The organism is Paenibacillus sp. ISL-20 (genome assembly GCF_018613005.1).
Lineage (GTDB): Bacteria > Bacillota > Bacilli > Paenibacillales > Paenibacillaceae > Paenibacillus_AQ.
Window position 1 is genome coordinate 315358 of record NZ_JAGGRD010000001.1, and the last position, 23580, is coordinate 338937.

At 36.6% G+C, this 23580-nt stretch carries 42 protein-coding genes; 41 read left to right on the plus strand and 1 reads right to left on the minus strand.

Features of this window, described 5'->3' with window-relative positions:
- The first annotated feature begins 2 nt into the window (after positions 1 to 2).
- The 40 genes from J7E85_RS34740 to J7E85_RS01865 all read left to right on the plus strand — a co-directional run bounded on the left by J7E85_RS34740 (position 3) and on the right by J7E85_RS01865 (position 22194).
- Entirely contained in the window at positions 3 to 1502 is a 1500-nt protein-coding gene (locus J7E85_RS34740) for a DnaB-like helicase C-terminal domain-containing protein (RefSeq protein WP_215154311.1), read from the plus strand.
- Between the two features lie 14 nt (positions 1503 to 1516).
- Complete coding sequence (locus J7E85_RS01680) at positions 1517 to 2587, plus strand: DNA primase (RefSeq protein WP_215154312.1); 1071 nt, start codon at positions 1517 to 1519, stop codon at positions 2585 to 2587.
- A 108-nt stretch (positions 2588 to 2695) separates the two neighbouring features.
- Positions 2696 to 2944, plus strand: coding sequence for a hypothetical protein (locus J7E85_RS01685; RefSeq protein ID WP_215154317.1), 249 nt, complete (start codon positions 2696 to 2698; stop codon positions 2942 to 2944).
- Between the two features lie 114 nt (positions 2945 to 3058).
- Positions 3059 to 3508, plus strand: a complete 450-nt coding sequence (locus tag J7E85_RS01690; protein ID WP_215154321.1) for a hypothetical protein — start codon at positions 3059 to 3061, stop codon at positions 3506 to 3508.
- Between the two features lie 177 nt (positions 3509 to 3685).
- Positions 3686 to 3889 (plus strand): hypothetical protein, encoded by a 204-nt coding sequence (locus tag J7E85_RS01695; RefSeq protein ID WP_215154323.1) that lies wholly within the window; start codon positions 3686 to 3688, stop codon positions 3887 to 3889.
- 44 nt (positions 3890 to 3933) lie between these two features.
- Positions 3934 to 4176, plus strand: a complete 243-nt coding sequence (locus J7E85_RS01700; RefSeq protein WP_215154325.1) for a hypothetical protein — start codon at positions 3934 to 3936, stop codon at positions 4174 to 4176.
- 31 nt (positions 4177 to 4207) lie between these two features.
- Positions 4208 to 4387, plus strand: coding sequence for a hypothetical protein (locus tag J7E85_RS01705; protein ID WP_215154327.1), 180 nt, complete (start codon positions 4208 to 4210; stop codon positions 4385 to 4387).
- A gap of 40 nt (positions 4388 to 4427) precedes the next feature.
- Complete coding sequence (locus J7E85_RS01710; protein ID WP_215154329.1) at positions 4428 to 4709, plus strand: hypothetical protein; 282 nt, start codon at positions 4428 to 4430, stop codon at positions 4707 to 4709.
- Between the two features lie 14 nt (positions 4710 to 4723).
- Complete coding sequence (locus J7E85_RS01715) at positions 4724 to 4864, plus strand: hypothetical protein (protein ID WP_215154331.1); 141 nt, start codon at positions 4724 to 4726, stop codon at positions 4862 to 4864.
- A gap of 233 nt (positions 4865 to 5097) precedes the next feature.
- A complete protein-coding gene (locus tag J7E85_RS01720; protein ID WP_353049448.1) occupies positions 5098 to 6525 on the plus strand; it encodes a DHH family phosphoesterase in 1428 nt (475 codons plus the stop codon).
- A gap of 39 nt (positions 6526 to 6564) precedes the next feature.
- The gene (locus J7E85_RS01725) at positions 6565 to 6789 is read left to right on the plus strand and encodes a hypothetical protein (RefSeq protein WP_215154335.1); all 225 of its coding nucleotides are present in this window, start codon (positions 6565 to 6567) and stop codon (positions 6787 to 6789) included.
- Positions 6790 to 7035: 246 nt separating this feature from the next.
- The gene (locus J7E85_RS34490; protein WP_285228772.1) at positions 7036 to 7170 is read left to right on the plus strand and encodes a hypothetical protein; all 135 of its coding nucleotides are present in this window, start codon (positions 7036 to 7038) and stop codon (positions 7168 to 7170) included.
- A gap of 38 nt (positions 7171 to 7208) precedes the next feature.
- Positions 7209 to 7625 carry a hypothetical protein gene (locus J7E85_RS01730; protein WP_215154337.1) on the plus strand — a complete coding sequence of 139 codons (417 nt, stop codon included), beginning with the start codon at positions 7209 to 7211 and terminating at the stop codon, positions 7623 to 7625.
- 251 nt (positions 7626 to 7876) lie between these two features.
- Entirely contained in the window at positions 7877 to 8071 is a 195-nt protein-coding gene (locus J7E85_RS01735; protein ID WP_215154339.1) for a hypothetical protein, read from the plus strand.
- A gap of 531 nt (positions 8072 to 8602) precedes the next feature.
- A complete protein-coding gene (locus J7E85_RS01740; protein ID WP_215154341.1) occupies positions 8603 to 9004 on the plus strand; it encodes a hypothetical protein in 402 nt (133 codons plus the stop codon).
- 31 nt (positions 9005 to 9035) lie between these two features.
- A complete protein-coding gene (locus J7E85_RS01745) occupies positions 9036 to 9272 on the plus strand; it encodes a hypothetical protein (RefSeq protein ID WP_215154343.1) in 237 nt (78 codons plus the stop codon).
- Positions 9273 to 9277: 5 nt separating this feature from the next.
- Entirely contained in the window at positions 9278 to 9604 is a 327-nt protein-coding gene (locus J7E85_RS01750) for a hypothetical protein (protein WP_215154345.1), read from the plus strand.
- Positions 9605 to 9617: 13 nt separating this feature from the next.
- Positions 9618 to 10040 (plus strand): hypothetical protein, encoded by a 423-nt coding sequence (locus J7E85_RS01755; protein ID WP_215154346.1) that lies wholly within the window; start codon positions 9618 to 9620, stop codon positions 10038 to 10040.
- Between the two features lie 38 nt (positions 10041 to 10078).
- Positions 10079 to 10405 (plus strand): hypothetical protein, encoded by a 327-nt coding sequence (locus tag J7E85_RS01760; protein WP_215154348.1) that lies wholly within the window; start codon positions 10079 to 10081, stop codon positions 10403 to 10405.
- Between the two features lie 89 nt (positions 10406 to 10494).
- Positions 10495 to 11175, plus strand: a complete 681-nt coding sequence (locus J7E85_RS01765; RefSeq protein WP_215154350.1) for a DNA-methyltransferase — start codon at positions 10495 to 10497, stop codon at positions 11173 to 11175.
- Between the two features lie 37 nt (positions 11176 to 11212).
- Positions 11213 to 11419 (plus strand): hypothetical protein, encoded by a 207-nt coding sequence (locus J7E85_RS01770; protein ID WP_215154351.1) that lies wholly within the window; start codon positions 11213 to 11215, stop codon positions 11417 to 11419.
- A 9-nt stretch (positions 11420 to 11428) separates the two neighbouring features.
- The gene (locus tag J7E85_RS01775; RefSeq protein ID WP_215154353.1) at positions 11429 to 11659 is read left to right on the plus strand and encodes a hypothetical protein; all 231 of its coding nucleotides are present in this window, start codon (positions 11429 to 11431) and stop codon (positions 11657 to 11659) included.
- A 48-nt stretch (positions 11660 to 11707) separates the two neighbouring features.
- Positions 11708 to 14011, plus strand: coding sequence for a ribonucleoside-diphosphate reductase subunit alpha (locus J7E85_RS01780; RefSeq protein ID WP_215154356.1), 2304 nt, complete (start codon positions 11708 to 11710; stop codon positions 14009 to 14011).
- 29 nt (positions 14012 to 14040) lie between these two features.
- The gene (locus tag J7E85_RS01785) at positions 14041 to 15072 is read left to right on the plus strand and encodes a ribonucleotide-diphosphate reductase subunit beta (protein WP_215154359.1); all 1032 of its coding nucleotides are present in this window, start codon (positions 14041 to 14043) and stop codon (positions 15070 to 15072) included.
- A gap of 23 nt (positions 15073 to 15095) precedes the next feature.
- A complete protein-coding gene (locus tag J7E85_RS01790) occupies positions 15096 to 15335 on the plus strand; it encodes a thioredoxin family protein (RefSeq protein WP_215154361.1) in 240 nt (79 codons plus the stop codon).
- Between the two features lie 349 nt (positions 15336 to 15684).
- A complete protein-coding gene (locus tag J7E85_RS01795; protein WP_215154612.1) occupies positions 15685 to 16140 on the plus strand; it encodes a dUTP diphosphatase in 456 nt (151 codons plus the stop codon).
- Positions 16141 to 16193: 53 nt separating this feature from the next.
- A complete protein-coding gene (locus tag J7E85_RS01800) occupies positions 16194 to 17027 on the plus strand; it encodes a thymidylate synthase (RefSeq protein WP_215154363.1) in 834 nt (277 codons plus the stop codon).
- Entirely contained in the window at positions 17024 to 17512 is a 489-nt protein-coding gene (locus J7E85_RS01805; protein ID WP_215154368.1) for a dihydrofolate reductase, read from the plus strand. The genes J7E85_RS01800 and J7E85_RS01805 overlap by 4 nt, the downstream gene beginning before the upstream one ends.
- Before the next feature lie 297 nt (positions 17513 to 17809).
- The gene (locus J7E85_RS34745; protein ID WP_353049449.1) at positions 17810 to 18109 is read left to right on the plus strand and encodes a CPBP family intramembrane glutamic endopeptidase; all 300 of its coding nucleotides are present in this window, start codon (positions 17810 to 17812) and stop codon (positions 18107 to 18109) included.
- A gap of 13 nt (positions 18110 to 18122) precedes the next feature.
- Complete coding sequence (locus J7E85_RS01815; protein ID WP_215154372.1) at positions 18123 to 18353, plus strand: hypothetical protein; 231 nt, start codon at positions 18123 to 18125, stop codon at positions 18351 to 18353.
- On the plus strand, positions 18354 to 18788 hold the full coding sequence (locus tag J7E85_RS01820; protein ID WP_215154374.1) for a hypothetical protein: 435 nt from the start codon (positions 18354 to 18356) through the stop codon (positions 18786 to 18788).
- A 266-nt stretch (positions 18789 to 19054) separates the two neighbouring features.
- Positions 19055 to 19513 (plus strand): hypothetical protein, encoded by a 459-nt coding sequence (locus J7E85_RS01825; RefSeq protein ID WP_215154376.1) that lies wholly within the window; start codon positions 19055 to 19057, stop codon positions 19511 to 19513.
- Positions 19510 to 19725, plus strand: a complete 216-nt coding sequence (locus J7E85_RS01830) for a hypothetical protein (protein ID WP_215154379.1) — start codon at positions 19510 to 19512, stop codon at positions 19723 to 19725. The genes J7E85_RS01825 and J7E85_RS01830 overlap by 4 nt, the downstream gene beginning before the upstream one ends.
- On the plus strand, positions 19722 to 20120 hold the full coding sequence (locus J7E85_RS01835) for a YopX family protein (protein WP_215154381.1): 399 nt from the start codon (positions 19722 to 19724) through the stop codon (positions 20118 to 20120). Before J7E85_RS01830 ends, J7E85_RS01835 begins: the two co-directional genes overlap by 4 nt.
- Positions 20121 to 20429: 309 nt before the next feature.
- Entirely contained in the window at positions 20430 to 20741 is a 312-nt protein-coding gene (locus tag J7E85_RS01840; RefSeq protein ID WP_215154383.1) for a hypothetical protein, read from the plus strand.
- A complete protein-coding gene (locus J7E85_RS01845; protein ID WP_215154384.1) occupies positions 20738 to 20989 on the plus strand; it encodes a hypothetical protein in 252 nt (83 codons plus the stop codon). The genes J7E85_RS01840 and J7E85_RS01845 overlap by 4 nt, the downstream gene beginning before the upstream one ends.
- 189 nt (positions 20990 to 21178) lie before the next feature.
- On the plus strand, positions 21179 to 21352 hold the full coding sequence (locus J7E85_RS01850; RefSeq protein WP_215154386.1) for a hypothetical protein: 174 nt from the start codon (positions 21179 to 21181) through the stop codon (positions 21350 to 21352).
- Positions 21349 to 21732, plus strand: a complete 384-nt coding sequence (locus J7E85_RS01855; protein WP_215154388.1) for a hypothetical protein — start codon at positions 21349 to 21351, stop codon at positions 21730 to 21732. Before J7E85_RS01850 ends, J7E85_RS01855 begins: the two co-directional genes overlap by 4 nt.
- The gene (locus J7E85_RS01860) at positions 21729 to 21956 is read left to right on the plus strand and encodes a hypothetical protein (protein ID WP_215154390.1); all 228 of its coding nucleotides are present in this window, start codon (positions 21729 to 21731) and stop codon (positions 21954 to 21956) included. Before J7E85_RS01855 ends, J7E85_RS01860 begins: the two co-directional genes overlap by 4 nt.
- Entirely contained in the window at positions 21949 to 22194 is a 246-nt protein-coding gene (locus J7E85_RS01865) for a hypothetical protein (protein WP_215154392.1), read from the plus strand. The genes J7E85_RS01860 and J7E85_RS01865 overlap by 8 nt, the downstream gene beginning before the upstream one ends.
- Before the next feature lie 453 nt (positions 22195 to 22647).
- Here the strand turns inward: J7E85_RS01865 and J7E85_RS01870 are convergent, their stop codons facing one another.
- A complete protein-coding gene (locus tag J7E85_RS01870) occupies positions 22648 to 22911 on the minus strand; it encodes a hypothetical protein (RefSeq protein ID WP_215154394.1) in 264 nt (87 codons plus the stop codon).
- Positions 22912 to 23225: 314 nt separating this feature from the next.
- Here J7E85_RS01870 and J7E85_RS01875 point away from each other — a divergent pair, with 314 nt between their 5' ends.
- The gene (locus J7E85_RS01875) at positions 23226 to 23555 is read left to right on the plus strand and encodes a hypothetical protein (protein ID WP_215154396.1); all 330 of its coding nucleotides are present in this window, start codon (positions 23226 to 23228) and stop codon (positions 23553 to 23555) included.
- Positions 23556 to 23580 lie beyond the last annotated feature (25 nt).

Here is a 23580-nt window from a genome sequence, read left to right on the forward strand (position 1 = left end):
GCGTGACAGATTGGAAAGACCGATTAAGTAAAGAGATCATTGTAGCTGAAGGATACTTAACAGGATTATTTTGGAGAGATCCAGATAACTACAATTTCTTTTCGGAAGAAAAAATCAACTATAAATCATTCATGAATCCGGTATATGGCTACTATTTTACAATAGGCAGGAAACTTAGTGAAAAAGGGATTAAAATTTTCGATGACATATCGGTTTCTCAAATTGTAAGAGATACAAATACGATTGATACATATAAAAAGTATGGTGGATATGAAACCATTTACGAGCTGCAGCAGGAAGTCAGGGATAAATCAGAAAACCTTGACGCCTATTATAGCGAGATTAAAAAATATAATCTTGTTGTCAAATTGATCGATTTTTTTGGAGAAAGAGTAATTCAAAAAGATGGCAAATATGACTATAAAAAAATGACCAAAGAGCAGCTTCATACATATTGGAATGATAAGATATTGCAACTAGGGTTAGACGGTGATAACAAATATGATGAGCACTATTTGCTAGAAGGACTCGAAGAAGAAATAAAGGATTGGGATCAAAATCCAACTGTTGGCCTTCCATTTTTTGAGAGTAAAAGGATGACAAAAATAACTACAGGTTGGGATTACGGACATGTTTATATGTACGGTGGTTTTGGAGGTAGCGGTAAAACAAGTTTGACTGTGAACAAGGTCATCATGTCCTGCATACAACACAAAGAAAAACTACTGGTTATTGCAAATGAACAGTCTATATCGGAATTCAAAAAGGCCCTTGTAGTAACATCGATGGGTGTGGGAACTAAAGAGTATGTAGATCGACAAAAACTCAATGAAGGAAATTTTACCAATGAGGAGAAGGCAAAACTTTTAAAGGCAGTGAATTGGGTTAAAGAGCTAAGCGAAGGAGACGAAAAACTGATCACATTCGTCTTTATGGAGAATTACATAATGGATGATGTGAAAAAATTGGTTAAACATTACGCTGCAAGAGGAATACGAAGAATAATCGTAGATACTGGTAAGCCATCTGAGGGCGATGCGAGTATGGCAAGATGGGAACGGTTTGTTGAGGATATGAAAGAAATATATAAACTTGCTAGACCAAATGGAGGTGGTCTTAATCTAGCCGTTTGGGTTAACGTCCAGTTGGCTGACTCTGCTCTAAAAATGAGGTTTCTTAACGAATATGCGCTCGGTGACGCTAAAAAGATTAAGAACGAAGCTTCTGTTCTAATCCTAGGAAGATTTATGTGGGATGATGAATATGAAGGTGGAAAGCGCGAATTGCTGGTTAACCAATGGGATGAGTTCGCGGGAGATTATATAGACAAACCTATGAAGAAAGAGAAGGGTTTTCAATATTATTTATTGTTCTATGCCAAGAACAGACGAGGGGCAGACAATAAGACAGGTCAAAAAGTTCTTGTATTAAAGCCATACTTTGGGATTAATACGTGGTATGAAGTAGGATATACGACTGTATATGACGACCGTAATTACTAAAGGAGAGGAGGAATATGTCCGACTCACTAAAACAACTAAAAGAGCGTATTTACAATGAAGGCACAATTGGTCAACTATTAGAAGAATTAGACTGTGACAATATTAAGTTTAACACCAAGAGAACTGGTGACGATTTAATCACAGCTCGTTTACCAGGCTCAAAGAACAACAGAGGTATACAGATATACCACACACCAATATTACATACAGAATTGGTTGGTGAGGGAATTAGTGGGGACATATATAGTCTTGTAGGATTTCTTTTATACGAATGCCGGAATTTCGATGAAGTAAGAAGCAAACTCTATCAAATTAAGACACATATATGCAATCTACTGGGATATGAGCACACAAACAACGATTTTCCCACAGAAACACCTAAAAAGGATTGGAATTGGTGGCTACGAGATGTACAAAAGCAGCGACCCAGAAATTACGAAGTTACTAAAAATCCGATTCTTGATCATCAGGTTCTTAATGAGTTCATATCTGGAGCTTGGGAGGGATGGGTAAATGAGGGTATTGATGTTAGAACACAAATAGATTTTGGCATAGGATATCATATACCGACTCAAAGGGTTACTATCCCTATCCACAATAGCGATGGAGACCTAATTGGAATCAAAGGCCGTTATTGTGGCAATGATCCAGAGATTATCAAGGATAAAAAATACAACTACATTTACCCCTGTAGTAAGAGCATCGAACTGTTCAACCTTCACCGTGCCTTGCCATACATAAAAGAAGTAAGAAAAGTATACATATTTGAAGGCGCAAAGTCTTGTATGCAGTTATGGTCTTGGGGGATCAAAAACTCTGTTTCCATAGAGGGAGATAGACTTTCACCTGTACAGGTAATGATACTGAGGGGGCTGGGTATAGATATTGAATATGTTTTCGCATGGGATAAGGGTAAAGACAGAGATTTTATAGCAAACCAAATCAAGCCCATGAAGAGTAGGCTGACGTATTATCTTTATGATGACGAAGAATTATTTACTGATAAACAGTCACCAACAGACCGGGGAATCGATGTATGGAACCATGTGAATGAAGTTGGCTTGCACAGATTTCAATCTGAATGAAATCTAGTTTTCATCAGAAATAATTCTAACAAAGAATGGCATAAAGTACTTGACTTACCACATATAAATAAATATAATTAAAATATCAACAAGAGAGGGATGGTATTATTGTCTGATCGGTTCAATGATGCTACATCATTGCAAGAAACGAACGACAAAGACGAGGCGAGGTTTCTAAGGGTCGATAAGGTTAAATTTCAAGGTTGTAAGCTTACAGAGGGGGAGTTGTATGAAATAAAAAGATACTACGGTAATGAACTGGTCTTCGAGGATACTGGAGAGATGTTTGTAATAGATGACGAAGGCAAAGAAAATTACTCGGCACTGTTGTTGTGCAAAACAACACTATATAAATAAACATAATACATAGTGCTAAAATATAGGGAGGCTGATTACTGATCAGACACCGCTCAATGCCTCTCTATTTTTATAAAAGTTGGATTTTATCTAAAGAGGAGGAGTGATTTAAAGATGGCAAATAGAACTGTCAAAGAAGTATTTGAATCAATCAAAAAGAAGAAAAATCTGAAATCAAAAGTCACTAGGATATTTAAACTTAATCATGCTGCAGATGAAGAACAAACTGATTATTGGGTATCTGCTCCATACTCTCTAGATGTTTTCGAAGCAATTTGTGCTCACATCCAATTTGAATGCGAAAAGATAGAGATGACATATGGTATGAGTCAAGATGAAGTGATAGAGATTCTTGAAAAGTTTTATGATTGCAAAAAGATTGAACGTCCAACAAGTGGAACATATTATAACGTTGACCTTTACTATAGCCGTGAAATGTTTTGTGGTAGTGACACAAATCTTGAAGAGATTGAGCTTCTACAACGAGTAGGGATGGATACATGTTTTAAAAAGTATGTTGGAGAGTTTTATGGGTTGCACCCAGAATGGAGACCAAAGGGGTGAAGTATATATGTGGCAATTATATATTTGCGATAGTGAAGGAACGAAAAACCGTTCTTAAAACCGTTTAAATCAGTTGAAGAAGCTGAAAACATGGCCAAGTTGCTTGAAATCATGCCTTACACAGTTAGAAGAACTTAAATCTAAGTAAAATTTGAATTTCATAAGGAAAGAGGAGCCATGAAAAAGACTTTTAACATTTATACAACCAGAAAGATACTAGATTTTCTAGAAACCGAGGGTGCAACCACGATCTATACTAATGAATTTATTTTTGAACACATTTTTGATGTAATGCACTTATTTCAAATTGATAGAGGAAAGTTTCAAGGGAAAAAGTATGTTCAAATAAAATCAGGTATTCCTGAAACTTATTGGAAGTAACTTTTTGTGAAAGAAGAGTTTTATTAAAAAGGAGAGATAAAAATATGGACAATGGAATTGATTGTGGAAAAAAGCAAATTGAGTATGTTGCGACAATTAAAGAAACAGCCAATGTAGTATTTGAAGAAATCAATTCAAATATCTACAAGATAATTAAAGATAGAGGTTTGTTTACCAACATAAAATATGTTTCTGCAGAGGTTGTTATACATCTCTTGAACGATTCATACAAAAAAGTAGTTGTTCTACACAATGGATGTTTCTCAGAAAAAGTTAAAAACTTTTAGTGTAAGATTTTTGAAGAAAGGATGATACTTGTTGACTACAAAATATGCAGTGGTTGAATGGCAAGACGAAACAATCAACGGTGATGTCATAGCTAAAGATTTGAGTTTGGAATTGGCCGAGGGATTAGTTAATATTGCGCCAGAGTATTACCATAGAGAAATTATCACTATGGAAGAGCTGGATAGGATCAAACAAGATGTAATCATCTGATAAAAACATACTTTTATCAAAATAAAGGGTGGGGATATATATGAATAAAATTAGTGAGAAAGAGCTTATGGAGATCGAAAATGAACTTGAAAATTATTGGAACCTAGAATTAATTGATATTGATCAAGCGAATAGAATCGCTATTAATTGCAGCAAGCTACTAGAATCTTTAAAGATAGCCGAACACACACTTCAAGAGATTAGTCATACATACAATATGGAAGGCACAGATCTTCAAGTAGCTAGAAAAATGGTGAAATTGGCAGACTCATATTTTCTTGGTATTGATATCAAAAAAAATTGCTCTTTTATCAAATTTTAATAGGAGGACTCTAAATGACACATAAAGCCAATATTCAGATTATCAATAAGAAAACAGGTAAGGAAAATAAGGCTTTAACACATAAGTTTCTGAAGTCCATTAATACATATGAAAAATTTGAGTTTCCAAATCACTATAAAATAAGTATTTCATAAAAATAATTAGGCGGTGAGTAAACATATCTAATTGGAAACAAAAGATTCCTAAGATACCATATAGCGAATATGATACACTGCTTGAGAAGTTAGCAAAGATAAATGGGATTGAGGATTTACACAGGTTCTTAAACCCAAGTGAGTCGGATACTCATAGTCCTTACTTATTAAAGAATATTGATGAGTTAGTTACAAAGATTATCAAGGCAATCAAAAGTAATTTAAAGATTATTATCTTTGGTGACTGCGATTTTGATGGCGTAGTCTCAGGAATTGAGCTTTATAAACTTCTTCTAAACTTTACTGACAACGTTGAGCTTAAGTATGTCGAGCGTAGCTCTGGGCATGGTAGCCAGCACATTATAGAAGAAATACCGGATGATACAGCTTTATACATAGCAGTTGATAGTAGTAGTAATGATGTTGAGGAAATGAAGTATTTGGCATCAAGGGGGATCGAATGCCTTATTATTGATCACCATGCTGTAGCAGTAGAAAACCCATATGCAATTCTGGTCAATCCACAACAAGAGGGTTGCAAATACCCGAATAAGAATTCATGTGGTGGACTATTGGTCTATAAAGTGTGCCAAGTAATTGATGACTATATGAACACCAACTATTCAGAGAAATACAAAGATCTTCCTGGATTCGCCTTGCTTGCTGATATGATGTCAATGAGAGAGCCGGAGAATAGATACTATGTTTATTACTCCCTAAATAATCTTAATCATGTTGGGCTGAAGAAATTGTTCTTGGCGATGAATAGCGACATACAGAATCTCACTTCAACGGATTTTGTTTATGGAGTCAGTCCAGCAGTTACTGCAGCAACCAGAATGGACAATATCAGATTGGCAATCGATTTTTTAATGTGCAGTGAAGACAGTTTTGAATTAGATGATTACGTGAATCAATTGGTTAAAGTTAATGAATACCGTAAGCAAGTTCAGACAGAAGCGCTTAAAAGGTTAAAGCCAACTGTAAATCATAATGATAAAGTTGTTGTAGTAGTAGATCCGACAATTGGTAAGGGGCTGAACGGCCTAGTTGCTCAAGAGTTAAGCAAATCATTTAATAGACCAGCGATTGTTTTAGGTAATGGAGAATATGATACATATGCAGGAAGTTTCCGTGGATTAGAAGATTTCTCAATGTTAAACTTACTTAATTCATGTGAAAGTGTAATCTACGCTGCTGGACATGATGGAGCAGGAGGTTTACAGGCACAAAAGAAGAATTTGTCTTCTCTAGTAAATGAACTGAATGAAAAACTTAAAGATTTTGAAGCCGATGATACACTTTATTACGATCTATCATTCCATATTGATGAGATAAATGAAAGATTAATTAATCAGTTGAATGAATTCTACCGTGTATCAGGAAGTGGATTTAAGCCAGGAAAGTTTCTTGTCACAGGATTGTTTGTAGAAGATAAGAAACTAATGGGGAAATTATCGAATACAGTCAAGATATTTTGCGATAAGATACACCTCATGAAGTTTAAGACGGACGTGGAATACTATGATAATATTCCTGTCTTCAGCGAAATTGAAGCAATTGGCACATTAAACATCAATGAGTGGAAGGTATATAAGCCTAGGTTCAAGAAAGTTAAAACAAATCAGTTGTACATTGATGATTATAAAATTATTAATTAAATAAACATAGACAAATGTAATATAAAGGAGTAATATTAAATGTATAATTTCTATGCAATTCTAGTTAACGAAAAAGGTTCTACTCTGGTTAAAGGTTTTGAAAATGCAACCACAAGATTAGAAACAGAAATTGCTGCAGAGGAATACGCAAAATTAAATGGATTCAAATTTCTGAGTGTATATCCAGTGCAAAACAAAGGGAAACAAGGTCAAGTACTCACCAAGAGCTCTAAAGAACGCAGAGCAACACTTGGTCATCGGTGATATATATGAGAGTTAAATTTAGTGACCATGCATTGCAAAGATTGGAAGAAAGCCATATACATATTGGGTCTCTCAAGCGAGAGATCCAAACACTTCCTAAGATTGAAGGGAAACTAAGATGGATGACAAAGTACGGAGTTCTGGTTTTAGAGAAAGTGAGTGAAACCTTGGTAATTGTTAAGACATTTATCGCTCGATATAAGTACAAAGGTAAGAAATATTATAAAGGCTGCTACACATTTTAGTATGGAAGACAATAATACATATTTTGGGCCAACAGTCGGAAGCGAAGAAGATGTTGAGTTCACGAAGGCTTTAAGTGGAGAAGTCAATGATGAAAAACCCTTATGGCTTAAGGAGTTTTTGAACGAAGAATTCTGATGAAATTGAGTTTTTATCAAGAAAGGAGACAGATAATTATGGGGATGTACACACAAGTAAGAGGTTGGTTAAATATTGATAGCATTTCTCATGGGCAAAACGAACAGTCCATTATCAATAAGTTGCATAAAGCAAGGGAAGAGTTTCTGGAGTCTGATTATCATTGTAGAAAGTGGGTATCACACGATACAATTATTCATTTTGGCGGCAATGGATCTGCGTTTCTTTTTTTTGGAACCGAGCTTAAAAACTATGACGATGATGCAGAGACTTGGATTAAGTATTTGTTAGATTCTTTCCCTAATTCTGAAGGAAGAGTTGATTTTCAATATGAAACAGAAGAGTATTCTGATGACGATTCTAAGAGTAAATACTGGCTCATTAGAGAAGGGAAAATTATTGAAGAAGGTCACAATAAGACTTGGTGCAAAGGATATGGAAATTCATTTGAATAAAAGAACTGTTTTATCAAAACATTGGGGGATTTTTAACATGGAAGAAAAATTGATTAACTTACTTGAGCAACTAGAATTTTGTGTTTACGATGGCCCCAACTATGATCGCTATAGTTGTCCAAGTTGCTATATGTCTGAATCAAACGGACATTCAGAAGACTGTCCACTTTCCAACTGTTTAGTTGAGTTAAAACAGCGCACTTAAAATCCAATGAAGTACAAGTTTTATCAAGAGAAAAGGAGTTACTAAAATGTTAAGAGGACAAAAAAATACAGAAATCCTTAGAACAAAAGATGGGATAGTAAGACTGTGCGAAGACACTGTAACAGACTCATACAGTATTGGTCTTAGAACGAGAGAAGGCTTGCATTGGAAGCACATCAGTAAGGAATTGCATGATTTATTAGTCGAAGAATTGAGCGAACAAGAGGGAACGGTACGCTAAATAAAATAATGCTTTTATAAATAAAAATAACATATAAAGGAGAATGTAAAATGTTTCTTTCACTATCAGAGATTGAAATAAGACTCAAACAACTGCGTGAACAACGAGCAAATATTAACGCAACAATTAACTATTATTAGCACGTTAGGGAACAAGCCATTACGGAACGTTATCGTGGAATGTATACAGTAAGTCAGGAAGACTCTCTTCAAAGACCGACTGTAAGATTCTAATGAAAAATATATCTTAGAAAGGAGGGTGAGGATATTTTAACCAGGGTTCGAGCCTTCATAAGATTGACAAGTTTACTTTTTCAGACTGTCGTATTGAGCAGAAGTTTCGGAGTTTTCTATAAGAGTTGTGGTTTATGTAAAGGAGTTGTGCATCGCAGAATTAATTATATTGAGGATCTTGAGACAGGAAGCTATGAGGCAATATTTCAATGTAACAAATGTGGTGCAACAGGAACAGCTATTGAGCAATGGAGAAAGTAGACGAAAGATATATTTTATACAGAAAAGGAGATAGAAAATGAATCTTTACAAAATTATGTTTACTCACTACTCGCCAAAAGATAGTGAAGAAGGAATCATTATTTATCTGGCTGCTAATTCGCACGAAGAAGTATATGAGTGGCTGAAATCTGAGCCTCAATTATCAAACGGGAATAAATTATTTAATACATATAAGTACAACGAAAATGATAATAAGACATATGAGATCTATGGTGAATTCTGGAATGTTATTGGAGAAGAAACATTTAAGGAAAGAATGATTCGGCTACACGGTGAGATGTTTGACGAAGAGAAAGAGCTAGACGATCTTTATTATGGACTAACCTTATATGGGTGGGAACTGATTAAAGAAGATGTGAAGCCAGATGTGTTGAAGATGATTAAAGATTATGGGATTCAGATTGAACAATTTAAATGAAAGTGAGAATTCATCAGGAAAGGAGTATGTCATGTTTAATGTAGAGATTGAACTTAACAACGGAAGTATTTTGTATGATTGCTCGATCTTTAAAGAAGTAGTGGAAGAAAACCGAGTCGAAATGAAATACATAGAAAGTGAAGAAGAAATAAGAGATCAGTTTTCAAAAATGCCTTGGGGCAATGAGCATAGATACGTGTATTTTCAAAATGCAAGCATGAATGGAAAAGTTAACGTCATGCAAATAAGGTTCTACAAAATCAAATAAAGTCATTGAAAGGCATATTTCACAAAAATTCAAGGGGGGCGAGGAAGATAGGAATTCATGGATTTCTGATTGATGACAGAGAAAGGGAAAGAAATCTTGTTGATGAGAATTTAAAGAGAATTGGAATGAGTAGGAACGCTCGAACAGATGTTGAAATATTACTTCAATTAGTTAACGAAATTGAAAAACTACAAAACAACCGTAAGAGTTTATCAATTACATATGTTAAATTACTATCCAATTATATTGAACTACTAGATGATCATATTCCTGATTGGAGACTATTTTGCAAGAAAGAGATTGATCAAATTGCGAAGTTAATTGAGCGCTAGGAGGATATATTAATTGAATCATAAAGAATATAGTGAAGTAGGTCGCGTTGGCGAAGAAGTTTGGATCTGTGATTACCGCTACAATGACATTGACAATCAACCCATTCGCCACATTACGCCTAGGAAGGTTGTTGTGGTAAGTAATGAAGAATTACCTAAAAATAAACGCGTTTACTATTCTAATTTCCATTTCAGGCCAGTGAATGAAAAAGGGAAGGTTCTTTCACAAGTGATTGCGCCTTATGACAACACTGGTTATAGAGCCTATAGTGGCACCTCGCTTAATATTTTCTACACCAGGGAAGAGTGTAAGCAGCATTATTTGAATCAGTGCTTGGAGAATTTGAAGAGATTTGAACAAGCTAAAATTAGTAAGATTGCTTACTACGATATGAAAATTGAGGAAATCAACAAAGAGGTAACATCACTTTTGTGATGAAAGCCGCATTTGATAAAGAAAAGGAGAATGAATAAATGGGAGAATATAAACTTGTTGCACCAGATCAAAAAGATCGAAATAAATTTGTAGTAACTGTAGTAGCAGACTCAAATGACGCTGATTATATTACGACAATCAATACATACACTAAACCTTTTTTCGAAGAAACAATTGTACACGATTTAATCGATCTTCTAAAGAATTATTCGGGTCGCCATAAGTTAAGAAATTATGATGGAGAATACGAAGACCTGCCATATAACCCAAATGATGAGTACGGACGCTGCCATACATTAGAGTCTATCAAAGTGAAATATGTAGACAATGAGGGATTTACTTGGAACGTTGAATTAGCAGGTTAGTAAAACCTTATAAACAAAGGGATTTTTGAAGTCAAAAAGTTGATGAAAGTCAAATTTTATAAAGAAAATATAAATAAAGGAGGAAACAATTGCTTAAAGAAGAATGGAAAAATAAGATTTATCATGGCGACTGTATGAGGATAATGCCAAAGTTGCCAGATGGATCAATGGAGCTAATTCTCACTGATATTCCATATGGAGCGGTAACTCAAAATGGAGAAGAGAGAGCTAAGTATGGTGGGCAGATGAGAAAGTTGGACAAAGGACTTGCTGATATTGAAACATTTGAATTGAATGAGTTTCTGCAGCAACTTTACCGTTTATCAAAGGGAAGTATTTATATCTTTTGTGGAATCGAACAGATGTCTACCGTATTCTCGTTCTTTAATGAAAAGAAAGATATGACTGCCAGGCAATGCATCTGGCATAAAACGAACCCTTCTCCAGTAAACGGGCAACATTATTGGATACATAGTATAGAAAACTGTGTGTTTGCAAAGAAGCGTAAGACAACATTTAATCAACATTGCAAACATAATGTATGGGATTTCCCGGTTGGAAGAAGTAAGATACATCCTACCGAGAAACCGTTGAAACTATTTGAATACATAATTGAAAGCTCTAGCAATGAAGAAGATACAGTATTTGATCCGTGCAGTGGAAGTGCAACTACTGCAGTTGCCTCTAAGAATTTGAACAGAAAATATATCTGCATAGAGAAGGATAGGAGGCATTATGAAGATTCGTTGGTGAGAGTCGAGAATGTTTGATGAAATGCACATTTTATACACGAAGGAGTACGAATAAATGTATCATCAATTAAATAAAGAAGAACTGGCGCTTATCATGGCGGTTAGAGAAAGTAATATGTCTCCAATTTCCGTTATGGTAGGTACAAGAAATGGTTTTACTGAACATAATAAGACTGGCGAATGGGATCATGTTATTGATATTTGGGATAGATATTTAGAGTCATTAGTATCACAAGATGAAGAAGACGAGTATCAATTATAGGAGAAGTGGGTGGTAAATATAAAACTCTTATGTATTAACAATGTCGTATTGAATGATGGAACATTGGCCTTTAGTGAAGGCAAAGAGTATAAAGGATACAAAACAAGTTTGCGTGATATGTACACATTCAAGAGAGTGATTCGTGCTAAGAATAATCAAGGGGATAAACATATCATCAAAGAAATTGATTCTGATAGGCTTGATATGTTTTATGGTAAGCACTTCATTGAAATCCAATGAAATGTACCTTTCATAAAAAAATAAACATAATAAGAAAGAGGTTAATAAGTGCCTAAATTTGCAACTAAACCAAATAACCGACAATTAGCATTTGATGCTAACCGAATTGAAGTTTATGCAGAACGAGTTCTCTATGGCTTTAATGAACTAAGCAAGGAAGTTCTGCTAAGAGGAGTTAACAGTAAACTTCGTCATGAGACTGTCACAGCAGAAGAAATTACACATGCTTTTACAATGTCAGCACTTGAACTTATCTCTAAAGAAGAGCCGAACTGGAAGTTTGTAGCTGCTCGATCTTTGCTGACTTCACTGTATAAGAAAGCGGCCTATAACCGTCATTATAAATCCTACCCAGATGAGCCATATGGAAGTTTTTATAATCTGATTACCGAACTTGTAAAGAAAGGTATCTATCGAGATGAGCTTTTGAGTGCATATTCCAAAGAGGACATCGATGAACTTGGTGCTTTTATTAATCCAGAAAAAGACTTGTTATTCGATTACATTGGTCTTCTTACTTTGGATGAACGCTATCTTGCTAAAGATTTTGATGGGCGAGTAATGGAGCTGCCACAAGAGCGTTACATGATTATTGCAATGGATATCATGCGAAATGAGCCACAAGAGAAACGGATTGAATTGGTAAAAGAATCTTATTGGGCTATGAGTAACCTATACATGACCGCTGCCACACCAACAATGTCTAATGCAGGTAAAAAAGTAGCAGGCCAGCTTTCCAGCTGCTTCATTGATACCGTGGACGACTCCTTGGAAGGAATCTTCGACTCTAATACAGACGTTGCCCGTCTAAGCAAAACAGGTGGAGGAATTGGTGTTTACCTTGGTAAAGTACGTGCAAGAGGCTCAGATATCAGAGGTCATAAAAATACGAGTTCGGGTGTTATTCCATGGATTCGCCAATTAAATAATACTGCAGTAAGCGTTGACCAACTTGGGACTAGAAAAGGTGCAATTGCTGTATATCTTGATGTCTTTCATAAAGATATTCTAGCATTCCTGGATTTGAAGTTGAACAATGGGGATGAGCGAATGAGAGCTCATGACGTGTTTCATGGTGTATGCCTTCCCGATTTGTTTATGGAACGTGTAGAAGAACGAGGTGAATGGAGTCTATTCTGCCCACATGAAGTAAAAAAGGTTATGGGATGGAAGGATGAAAACGGTCGAGCTCTTGGCCTTGAAGATTTCTATGATGAGAAATTAGGCGAAGGTACTTTCCGAGAAAAATATGCTGAGGCTGTAGCCAATCCAAACTTGTCTCGAATCACTGTTCAAGCAATTGATATTATGAAGCGAATCATGAAGTCGCAACTGGAAACGGGAACTCCATACATGTTCTATCGTGACACTGTGAATCGAATGAATCCTAATTCTCATGCTGGCATGATTTATTCGTCAAACCTCTGCACAGAGATTTTTCAGAATCAGTCACCTACAACAATTGAATCAGAAGAACTAAAAACTAAGGATGGCGAAACAAGAATCATCATCACAAAGATTCCTGGAGATTTTGTTGTATGTAATCTGAACTCTACTAATCTGTCACGAGCAGTTCCAGATAATGTACTTGAGCGATTAATCCCAATCCAAGTCCGAATGTTGGACAATGTAATTGATATTAACAACATCGATGTGCTGCAGGCTCAATACACAAACAGTCAGTATCGTGCAGTAGGCTTGGGAACATTTGGTCTACATCACTTATTGGCTCTTGAAGGAATTAAGTGGGAGTCTGAGGAAGCCGTTAATTACAACGACAAATTATATGAGAAGATTAACTTCCTAGCTGTGAAGGCAAGTATGGAATTAGCCAAGGAGAAAGGACACTATCCGAAGTTTAAGGGCAGTGAATGGGATACAGGGGAGTATTTTGTAAAACGCAACTATGATACGTCTGAATGGCTAGCTTTAGCGGAAGATATTCATACTTTTGGAATGCGTAACGCTAACGTCATGGCGATTGCCCCTAATGGATCGACTTCAATCATTGCTGGTTCAACAGCTACAATCGACCCTGTTTATGAACTTGTTTCTTATGAGGAGAAAACTACCTACAAAGTAGCTAATCCAGCGCCAGATTTAAATGAAAAGACAATCTGGTATTATAAAACAGCATTTCTGGTCGACCAGCATTGGAGTATTAAATCCGCAGGTAAACGTGCCAGACACTTAGATCAGGGTCAGAGTTTTAACTTGTATGTTACACCCGATATTAAGGCATCTGATTTCTTGGAATTGCATTTGGCAGTTTGGAAAGAAGGAATCAAATCGAGTTACTACATTCGAAGTAGAGCACTAACGATTGAAGAGTGTGAGTCTTGCGCTTCATAACATAAAGACATTAAAAGGAGAATCCCTACTTGAATATTCAAAAGATTTTTAATACAGAAGCACCCAACCAATCTACACGAATTATTGATGGCGAGTGTTCAGGTATTTTGAACTGGAATGACATTCGTATCCCTCATATGTATAAGCTATATAAGGTGTTGCTACTGAACCATTGGATTGCAGATGAAATCCCAATGTCTAAGGATGCACAACAATTTGCGCTCCTTGACTCTGTGGAACAACGAACATTTAAAATTAATATTTCATTATTGGCTGTCCTGGACTCTATGCAAACAATGTTTGTCGGTGATGTGAAACGATACTTCACCGACTCCTCCTTGGAGGCAATTGCAGCGATAATTGGTCAACAAGAAGTAGTACATAACCAATCCTATTCCTATGTACTTTCCTCAATCGTGTCGGAACAAGAACAAAAAGAAATCTTTGAATACTGGAAGCATGATCCGGTACTTCTGGAGCGCAACCAGTTCATCTCGAACATTTACCAGAACTTCCGCGATAATCCTTCACCGCAAACCTTCTTCGAAGCAATGGTCGCTGATTTGATTCTCGAAGGCATCTTCTTCTATAGTACATTTGCCTTCTTTTACAACTTAGCTCGTGACCAAAAGATGATGGCAACTAGTCAAATGGTCTCCTACATACAAAGAGATGAGAACCAGCACTGCTACTTCTTCGCTGAAGTGTTCAAACAGTTGCTCAAGGATTTCCCTGAACTCAACACGAAGGAGAATATCGACTACGTTTATAAGACAATTGATCGAGCCGTTCAACTTGAGACCAATTGGGGACATTACACCCTTAGAGAGGTAAAGGGTATTGATCTGAGTGAACTTTCGGATTATATCAAATACATTGCTAATCGTAGACTTACCATGATGGGATTAGAGAAGGCATACAAAGGTGTTGATGTTAACTGTATGCCATGGATTAAACCTTTCTCTGATGAAGCTTTAAATGCAACTAAAACTGACTTCTTTGAAGCGAAATCGCGCAACTATGGCAAAGTTTCGGACGATAACGGTTTTGACGATCTATAAAATAAAACAGAGGAGAAATCAATTTGAAATTACTTAAATTCTATAAAGAAAATTGTGCTCCATGTAAAAGTGTTGACACTTTCCTCAAAGGTATTGGTGCTGAGTTTCAAGAAGTTCATGCTTTTGATCAGGCGCACTTATCGGCTGAATATGCCATTGGTTCAGTTCCTACTGTAATCTTAGTAGATGATGAAGGCAAAGAAATTGGACGTACAGTCGGCTTCAAACCAGAAGAAATTAAATTGTTGGCAGCACGTCTTTAAAGAAAATATAAAAAAGGGAGTAATTAAAATACATATGAAACAACCATTTTATAAAAAAGAAGACAAGGTATTCATTAAAGGGATTAACAAAAAAGCTATCGTGAAGGATGTCTCTGGTAACAAAGTTAAACTGACATATTTTTCGCGTGATACCGACAAGAGAATTACGGCCTGGTTTGATGTATCTCAAGTGGAAGAGTATAAACCCAGACCAAAAGGTGGGTTTGTTGATATTAATAAGTTCACTATCTCTACACCAGATTATGTGCTGACAAATGATCAGATTGAATCATTATTGTCTAAATTAACGGAAGTCACAAGCAACCGAGCAAAAAGAATTGGAGACGCTATGAAAGAAGTTGGTCGCAAATTACAGCCACTTCAAATCAAGGTTAAATACTTTGCTGATATCGAACCTATTCAAAAAATTACTAAGGGAAACTGGATCGATCTTCGTTCTGCGGTAGATATCGAACTAAAAAAGGGAGAATATGCCCTTATTCCACTTGGTATTGGGATGAAACTTCCTGATGGTTATGAAGCATATCCAGTACCTCGAAGCAGCACGTTTAAAAACTTTGGTATTATCCAAACAAATCACTTTGGAGTAATTGATAATTCATATTCAGGTAATGAAGATCAATGGCATTTCCCTGCGCTTGCTATGCGAGACACTGTAATTAAGAAAAATGACCGTATCTGTCAATTCCGTATTCAAGAAGTAATGCCAGAGGTTGAATTTATTACAGTTGATGAGCTCGATGAAGTGTCGCGTGGTGGAATCGGAAGCACAGGCAAAAACTAAAACTAATAAATGGGGCAGTGATTATCTCACTGCCTTTAATAATGGGGGAACATATGAATAACGTCGATAAACAATACTTGAATTTATGCAAAGATATCCTTGATAATGGAGTGCTAAAAGAAGACAGGACTGGCATTGGCACACTGTCTGTGTTTGGTCGTGAACTAAGATGCAATCTAGAGACAGGTTTTCCATTGCTAACGACTAAGAAAGTTCATCTTATATCTGTAATCCATGAGTTGTTGTGGTTTTTATCAGGTGACACTAACATCAAGTATCTCAAAGAGAACAGTGTTCGAATTTGGGATGAGTGGGCTGATGACAATGGTAATCTTGGTCCAGTATATGGTAGTCAGTGGAGAAGTTGGCCTTCAAGTAGCAATATATATTATGATGGAGATCCACACTATCCAAATATTGACCAAATTAAAAATGTTATTGATCAAATTAAAACAAATCCTGATTCAAGAAGACATCTCGTATCGGCATGGAATGTTGATTTAATCAATGAAATGAAGTTGCCGCCATGCCATTATGCTTTTCAGTTTTATGTAGCAAACAACAAACTATCTTGTAAGTTCAACATGAGATCGACGGACGTTTTTTTGGGGCTCCCATTCAACATTGCTAGCTACGCTCTACTTACCATGATGGTTGCTCAAGTGTGCGATTTGGAGCTTGGGGAATTGATTTTTTCAGGTGCAGATGTGCATATTTACACCAATCATGTTGAACAGGTTAATCTACAGTTGACCAGAGAACCAAGACAACTTCCTTCAATGAGGTTAAATCAAAATATTAAAGATATAGATCAGTTTAAATTTGAGGATTTTACTTTAGTAGGGTATGACCCACATCCAACTATAAAAGGGATTGTAGCAGTATGACGTTTTCTCTCATAGTCGCCTATGACCAAAATAGGCTAATCGGTTCAAATAACCAGTTACCTTGGCACATCCCTGCAGATTTGCAACACTTTAAATTAACCACTCTCAATAAAACGGTTGTCATGGGACGTAAAACTTTTGAGTCAATTGGCAAATCTTTGTCCAATCGTACTAACTTAATCCTTACCTCTGACAAATCATACACCGCTGAAGGTTGCACTGTCTTACATAGTATAGATGATATACTGGACTATGTTGCCGATAATCTGCCCAATGAAACCATAGTTATCGGTGGAAGTGAGTTATACACACAATTTTTACCATATGTTAATAAGATGTATGTAACTGAAATTGACGCATCTTTTGTGGGAGATTCTTACTTTCCAGAAATAAATCCAGATGAATGGTACTTATCTAATGCTGCATACATTCCAAAAGGTTATAAAACTCCACATGATCTCATCATCAAAGAATTAATAAAATAAAAATAAACAAACTATTTACATCGAACAAAATCGATGTTACACTAAGTACATGAAATTAATCATGTGCTTTTTTATTTGGAGAGGAAGTGAGGACGGATAGTACAATTCCTAATAAACGTTGTCCCAACAGTAATTATGTACATTATCTTGCTCTTTAGTAAACGATGGATTGAGGATGATCTGAATAGGGCTAGAGAGCCAGGGATACAGGGGAAAGTATTAACATCATTTTGTATAGCCACTTTGGGATTTAATGTTTTATCAATGCTACCAAGCTTCTACACTGACATTACACCTATGACTGACAGAGCACCAATCGTGTACATATATGCAGTGTTTTTCAGTCCTATCTTTGAAGAGTTGATATGTCGCAAAGTTATCCAAGATCAATTAAATAAACATATGCCAAATGTAATATCATTAATAATTTCGGCTTTGGTTTTCGCAGCACTACATTTTAATTTAACATCTTTTATGGGATATTTTTTTATTGGTCTTGTGTGGGGTTATTACTACAAGAAGACAGGGAATATCTTTGTACCAATCTTCAGCCACTTTTTATTCAACTATTTTACTTTACTAATTCAATCATTTTGAAAGGATGATACATATGAAACTAAGCCATGCTGCACATACAATTTTATCAATCTGTTGGGAAGGCGAGGAACCAAGAGGAACAAGTTTTGTAATTGGAGATACATATAATTTCAAGGGTGCTGAATTTAAAGCTACAGAAGATACCTATGACGAGCTGATGAAGAATCAAGAGGTATCGAATAAACCTTATAAAGTTGTTCGCTTTGGCAAGGTAGTTAATGTAATTGGAAAGAAGGTGGGCTGATTGAGAGAAACAATCGAGAAGTTCTTTTACTCCAGGATCTTTAAGAAACTTCGTGCACACCATTACAAAATGGGATACGAGCAGGGTCGATTTGACCAAGAAATGGATCGCCTAATGAAATCTGAACCAAGCAAATACATAGAAACATTTTATATCGATGAGAAAGTGATTCAAAAATACAGGCAGCAATGCCCTGTTAGTACTCAGAAATGCAAATCGAATAAAGAGATTGAATACAAAATTTTTAGAGCGATACATACTGGACGGATGTCCAGAAACGAGAACGGAAAGAAGCACATCAACTATTATCGTAATTGCTTCGTGGTCGAAGGTAGTCGTGTTGTAGATCTTTATTATGACAGAGAAAATTACTGGTATGTGAAAGAACACGTAAAAGAAGCCTTTGATCGCAAAAATCGAAAATTGTACGTTTAAAAAAGTCAATGTTTATAAGGGTTTTTTGACGCATATTTCTTGATAAAATCCGTCTTTTATCAAAACCACAAAGAGAATTACTAAAGAATCATAAAGAATCGAAGAAAAACAGTTAATTTGATGAACAAAAATTTATAAGAGAGAAGGAAGAGAAGATGAAATGTAGAGAGTGTGCTATACCGATCAAAGAAGGTATGTTTTGCAGCGAGAAATGCAAGAAAGTGTATCTGGAGTATCTGAACAGTTAATTATGGAGGGTGAGAAGGATGAAAGAGTCTAGAACTACACCGAAGGATTGCATGGGAACGTCTTTATCTTTAGGGGATGTTATAGAAGGCGAGAACATAGACGGAAAGATAACGAGATTTGTGATTAAGTGGTCAGAATATCGAAATCAGCACATCGGAGAAAACCCAGATGAAGCATATGACGTATCTCAGGAACTATTTCATAGGTATGAAAAGGTCGGAAATACCAATGGAAATCCTACATTTGAAAACGGTCGCTTCACTCAAGATGAATTTATGAATACATGCGGAATTTGCAATAACGATTTGCCGATTGATCACAAACAGATCAGTAGAAAAGAAGAAGATGGGACTACAACTGCTTATCACATTGGGTGCGAATATGATGCAAAGAAGGTCAAACCATGCGAGGATTGCAGTCATCATAGATTATTATGTATTGACTGTGGGGAGCCTTTGGAGGGTGAGAAGATATGAGTAAACATGTACTTGATTTGCTTTATGAAACAAAAGGAATGGTCGTTCCCCAATTTGAAGACTGGTTGAAAGATATAACAGATGATGAACTAGAGTCGCTTAATTCAATGGCATATTCGCTTGTGAAATGCATCAAGCAAGAAAAAGAGAATAGGGAGAATGGGCTTGAAAGTCTCGACAATCCCGATCTATTGGAGGGTGTGAACATATGAAAGAGATGAAAATCCGCGCATTCTATAAACCGTTGAAACTTATGTTGAGGCCGGATCAAATTGAAAGCATCAACTTTGATACGAAAGTACTGGGCGTTTACATGGAAATGGACGGCAGGGGATATCACAGGTTGCGGATGTCTGACTTTGAAATCATGTGGTACGCCGGACTGTCAGATTGTAACGGCAAAGAGATATATGAGCGTCATGAAGTAAAGTTTCGGAAATACAGGAACGAAAACACCGGAGTTGTGTGCTTTGAAAAAGGCTGCTTCATTGTCAAGTGGGAAAGCGTTGTAGGTGCATACGGTGAAAAGGCAACACATTCTGAATACCTGAAGAATTGCGAGAACATCGAAATCATTGGGGATCTATTGGAGGGTGAGAAGATATGAGAGTGACAGAAGAACGTCAGTGTACTTGTCACAACTGTCTTAGATTTTCGCATTATGCGATTGAAATTAAGTACGGCAGCAGCGGTTGTTTTTATCTATGCGCAAAATGTGCTGACGCACTCAAAGACGAATTGAAAGAAGTTCGGGAGGGGTAGAGATGGACGATCAACGAGAAGAGAAATGCTTAAAGTGTGGAACACCGTTAGAAAATTATATACCTGTGTTTTGCTGTAACGGTCGAGAATGTGGATGCATGGGAAAACCCATAGAGCCGCCTTTGTGTGATAAGTGTTGGGACGAGGTGATGAAGTGAATAACCAAGTAAAGCTAATCGAACTGGAGCAAAAAGCAGAAAGGTATCGCAAGGCGTTGGAGGAAGTGCGAACAACAGTAAAAGTCACTTATGAAGAGACAGCGATAGAGCGCAGAAAGATAGCTGAAAAGGCTCTAGGGTATATGCCTGACACCCCACCAGTACCCACCATTAAGCCGGGAGATAAAGTGCGACATTACAGACGTGGCGAAGGGATCGTTCTGAAGGTTTATGAAGATAAGATTATCGCCAATTACAACGGAATTTCAGTGGGCTGTAAACCAGAGGCATTGGAGGTAGTGGAATGAACGAAGTCATATGTCCAACTTGTAAAAAGGAAATAACGGTTGAAATGGAAGTTGAGTACAGCGCATACCTCACTGAGTTCTTTTGCAGTCCAGATTGTGCTATTCAGGAGTACATGGAACAAATGCAAAGTTCTCCGTTTGAGATGACAGAGGAAAATGTCCGCACTAAAAACCTAGCTATCGAGAACGGGAAATTGTATCGCGTATGGCGAGAGCAGTACGAAAACATGAAGAAAAAGGGGAGGTAGTGGAATGAGTAAAGGCTGGAAATGCTTCGTCTGCGACGCTGATGTGACGGACTATGAACCGGAATACTGCTGCACATACATTAGTATGGATTCCCCCTGTGGCTGTATGGGCTTGCCGATTGAACCGCCGTTATGTTCAGTGAAATGTGCAGAAAAGGTTTTCGGGAAAGCGGTTGGGGAGGTAGTGGAATGAAGATAAGAATCACTGACAGCAGTCCAGTATGGTCTGAGTATCCGATTAATCAACTAATAGGACAGGAATTTGAAGTAAAAGATTCTGATAAGAACGGTTACTATATCGGCTACGGCGAAACAGGACTCTATTTTATACATTCTCATGAGTGTGAGGAGGTAGTGGAATGAGTAGAGACAAGCAGAAGCAGAATCTAGAAGAAATTAAAAGCTATGACGATTCATATTGGTTACGCTACCTTGCAGAAAACACGATTTTTGATACGGAAAATATTAAAGCACAAAAGGACTGGCTAATTAAACAGCTTGAAGCAGAGAAAGAACGGGGAGATAAGGCAAACGAAAGCTACCGTTTACTGCGCAAATTGTACGATGAGCAATGTTCCGAAAAGATGAAGTATTACAACGAAATGGTGATAGAAAAAGAACGTGCAAATAAGTTAATAACGAAAATTCGGAAGTTAATGGTTACAAACAACTTTAATCCGCTTGTCGTAGAGGCTTTGAATTTTGCAATTCTATCCCTTTATCCAAAGGAGGAAGCAGAGTGAATGAGGCAAGTTTCAATATTATTGCGCAAAATCAAACTATTCCTAAAGATTTAGTCCTCAATCAGAGAATAGTTGGAGTCAATTTTTTTGATGGATTGACAGTTTTTCAATTAGAAAATGGTTACGATTATTATTTTCATAATGATACGGGAGAAATGGAACTTATTAAAGTTCTTATGGAATCACAAACTGCAGTATTAGAGGAGGAAGAAGCAAATGAATGATGGACTCGTAAAGATCCAGCTAACACCTGAACAACGATTCTTGATGGAATCCGACAGCACGGAGTTTCTGATCTTGGTAGATGAAATTTCATTCTGGAAAAACCCAGCAAGACAAATCACTTTCTCGGGCAAATGCTTCTACGTTGACTATGAGGAGTCAAAATTAGACGAAAGCAAGGACAAACACCATGCAGTATATGATTTGACGGAAAACAACGTATATTCGGACGAGGATTGAGGAGGCAAGAGCATGATTAATTGGATTAAGTACGATCCACACAGCAGGAGCATTGTAAGCCATGTGACGTGCCTTGTAACAGACGGAGAACATGTAAGGCTTGCCCAACATGCCAAACTACTCGATGGAGAAGGGTACGGATGGTATTTGAATAACGGTGGGTACAGAGCTAACGGCGTAACACACTGGTCACCCATCAACCTTCCAGGGGAGGAAACAGAATGAAACGGAACAAAGTAAAAGACAATCGTACATGTGATACGTGTAAGAAACAGCGCACAATGCTCTGTCCAAATAGTTATCACTGCTATTCGAGAGATGACAAACCTTACTGGGAACAAAAGGAGAAAGGGGAAGTAGATGACACCTAACACCGTAAAGAGTTGATGAAATTCTAGTTTTACTTACATACATAAATATCCCCCACCACTTATAAAGTGATAGGGGATAAAATTAGCAGTAGTAGGAACCAGAGAGCAATTCAGATGTTTCAATATCATTGGCAGCGATGAATGAGCAGTCTGGCTCAAGATATGGTTTTGCATATTCAGTGACCAATGACGGCGATAAAGATGTGGTAAAAGTATAGCTAGTAGCGCTGTTAATCTGAAGTGAACCTTGTTTCCGCAATACGTTGTAAAGCTTGTTTTGTCGTGCCAAAGAATGTTCACCATAAGTATAAAAATCTCGTAGATAAGTTATTGAAATACAGTTCATATCGTCTACCTCCTTTCTATATATAGTGGGTTGGATGTTATTTTATAACAATATATTGTGCTTGTAAAGAGATTATCATTGATAATTATGATGAAATACCTGTTTTATCGAAAGGAGCATAGATGCTAAGTTTAATTTTTGGATGGATTATTCCAATTTACTGTTATATTGGTCTGCTTAATTTGCTATTTGTGATATGGAATGATGGATTACCTATCGGGATAAAAGATATCGTGTCCGTTGAGCTTGGTTGGCCGCTAATGTGGTTCCTCATTTTGATTTTAAAATATGGCAAGTAGCAAAAGGAGATACATATGAAGAAAATAAGAATAGCAGCTGGTATAACTGCTGAACAAATAGTGGATTATGGATTTACAAACCACCATAAAGCGAATTTGTACTATGTGCGTCAAGTAGGAGACATGACCACTCTAAACATTAAGGTCAACATGGAAACCTTACAGGGGTTAATGATCGATGTATTAGATGAGTTATTCCTTCAGCCCTATGATTATCAATATCTTCTAGCAGAAAATCCAAGTAATACATTTGCAAGAAATGTATCAAATAACATTGAACAGATATTGAACGAGATGCAAGACGAGGGAATCATTGAAGGATACATAAGTGGCATGTATATCTGAGTAGAAGTAATATTCATTTTCAAAA

Excerpts from the sequence above, each read along its gene's own strand:
- J7E85_RS01725 (WP_215154335.1), top strand. The coding sequence starts at position 6,565 with ATGTATAATTTCTATGCAATTCTAGTTAACGAAAAAGGTTCTACTCTG.
- J7E85_RS01865 (WP_215154392.1), top strand. The coding sequence starts at position 21,949 with ATGAATGATGGACTCGTAAAGATCCAGCTAACACCTGAACAACGATTC.
- J7E85_RS01735 (WP_215154339.1), top strand. The coding sequence starts at position 7,877 with ATGTTAAGAGGACAAAAAAATACAGAAATCCTTAGAACAAAAGATGGG.
- J7E85_RS01700 (WP_215154325.1), top strand. The coding sequence starts at position 3,934 with ATGGACAATGGAATTGATTGTGGAAAAAAGCAAATTGAGTATGTTGCG.
- J7E85_RS01690 (WP_215154321.1), top strand. The coding sequence starts at position 3,059 with ATGGCAAATAGAACTGTCAAAGAAGTATTTGAATCAATCAAAAAGAAG.
- J7E85_RS01770 (WP_215154351.1), top strand. The coding sequence starts at position 11,213 with ATGTATCATCAATTAAATAAAGAAGAACTGGCGCTTATCATGGCGGTT.
- J7E85_RS01760 (WP_215154348.1), top strand. The coding sequence starts at position 10,079 with ATGGGAGAATATAAACTTGTTGCACCAGATCAAAAAGATCGAAATAAA.
- J7E85_RS01680 (WP_215154312.1), top strand. The coding sequence starts at position 1,517 with ATGTCCGACTCACTAAAACAACTAAAAGAGCGTATTTACAATGAAGGC.
- J7E85_RS01850 (WP_215154386.1), top strand. The coding sequence starts at position 21,179 with ATGAAGATAAGAATCACTGACAGCAGTCCAGTATGGTCTGAGTATCCG.
- J7E85_RS01855 (WP_215154388.1), top strand. The coding sequence starts at position 21,349 with ATGAGTAGAGACAAGCAGAAGCAGAATCTAGAAGAAATTAAAAGCTAT.
- J7E85_RS01830 (WP_215154379.1), top strand. The coding sequence starts at position 19,510 with ATGAGTAAACATGTACTTGATTTGCTTTATGAAACAAAAGGAATGGTC.
- J7E85_RS01825 (WP_215154376.1), top strand. The coding sequence starts at position 19,055 with ATGAAAGAGTCTAGAACTACACCGAAGGATTGCATGGGAACGTCTTTA.
- J7E85_RS01740 (WP_215154341.1), top strand. The coding sequence starts at position 8,603 with ATGAATCTTTACAAAATTATGTTTACTCACTACTCGCCAAAAGATAGT.
- J7E85_RS01835 (WP_215154381.1), top strand. The coding sequence starts at position 19,722 with ATGAAAGAGATGAAAATCCGCGCATTCTATAAACCGTTGAAACTTATG.
- J7E85_RS01745 (WP_215154343.1), top strand. The coding sequence starts at position 9,036 with ATGTTTAATGTAGAGATTGAACTTAACAACGGAAGTATTTTGTATGAT.
- J7E85_RS34745 (WP_353049449.1), top strand. The coding sequence starts at position 17,810 with ATGACTGACAGAGCACCAATCGTGTACATATATGCAGTGTTTTTCAGT.
- J7E85_RS01715 (WP_215154331.1), top strand. The coding sequence starts at position 4,724 with ATGACACATAAAGCCAATATTCAGATTATCAATAAGAAAACAGGTAAG.
- J7E85_RS01795 (WP_215154612.1), top strand. The coding sequence starts at position 15,685 with ATGAAAGAAGTTGGTCGCAAATTACAGCCACTTCAAATCAAGGTTAAA.
- J7E85_RS01695 (WP_215154323.1), top strand. The coding sequence starts at position 3,686 with ATGAAAAAGACTTTTAACATTTATACAACCAGAAAGATACTAGATTTT.
- J7E85_RS01800 (WP_215154363.1), top strand. The coding sequence starts at position 16,194 with ATGAATAACGTCGATAAACAATACTTGAATTTATGCAAAGATATCCTT.
- J7E85_RS01875 (WP_215154396.1), top strand. The coding sequence starts at position 23,226 with ATGAAGAAAATAAGAATAGCAGCTGGTATAACTGCTGAACAAATAGTG.
- J7E85_RS01710 (WP_215154329.1), top strand. The coding sequence starts at position 4,428 with ATGAATAAAATTAGTGAGAAAGAGCTTATGGAGATCGAAAATGAACTT.
- J7E85_RS01805 (WP_215154368.1), top strand. The coding sequence starts at position 17,024 with ATGACGTTTTCTCTCATAGTCGCCTATGACCAAAATAGGCTAATCGGT.
- J7E85_RS01845 (WP_215154384.1), top strand. The coding sequence starts at position 20,738 with ATGAACGAAGTCATATGTCCAACTTGTAAAAAGGAAATAACGGTTGAA.
- J7E85_RS01870 (WP_215154394.1), bottom strand. The coding sequence starts at position 22,911 with ATGAACTGTATTTCAATAACTTATCTACGAGATTTTTATACTTATGGT.
- J7E85_RS01815 (WP_215154372.1), top strand. The coding sequence starts at position 18,123 with ATGAAACTAAGCCATGCTGCACATACAATTTTATCAATCTGTTGGGAA.
- J7E85_RS34490 (WP_285228772.1), top strand. The coding sequence starts at position 7,036 with ATGGAAGACAATAATACATATTTTGGGCCAACAGTCGGAAGCGAAGAA.
- J7E85_RS01730 (WP_215154337.1), top strand. The coding sequence starts at position 7,209 with ATGGGGATGTACACACAAGTAAGAGGTTGGTTAAATATTGATAGCATT.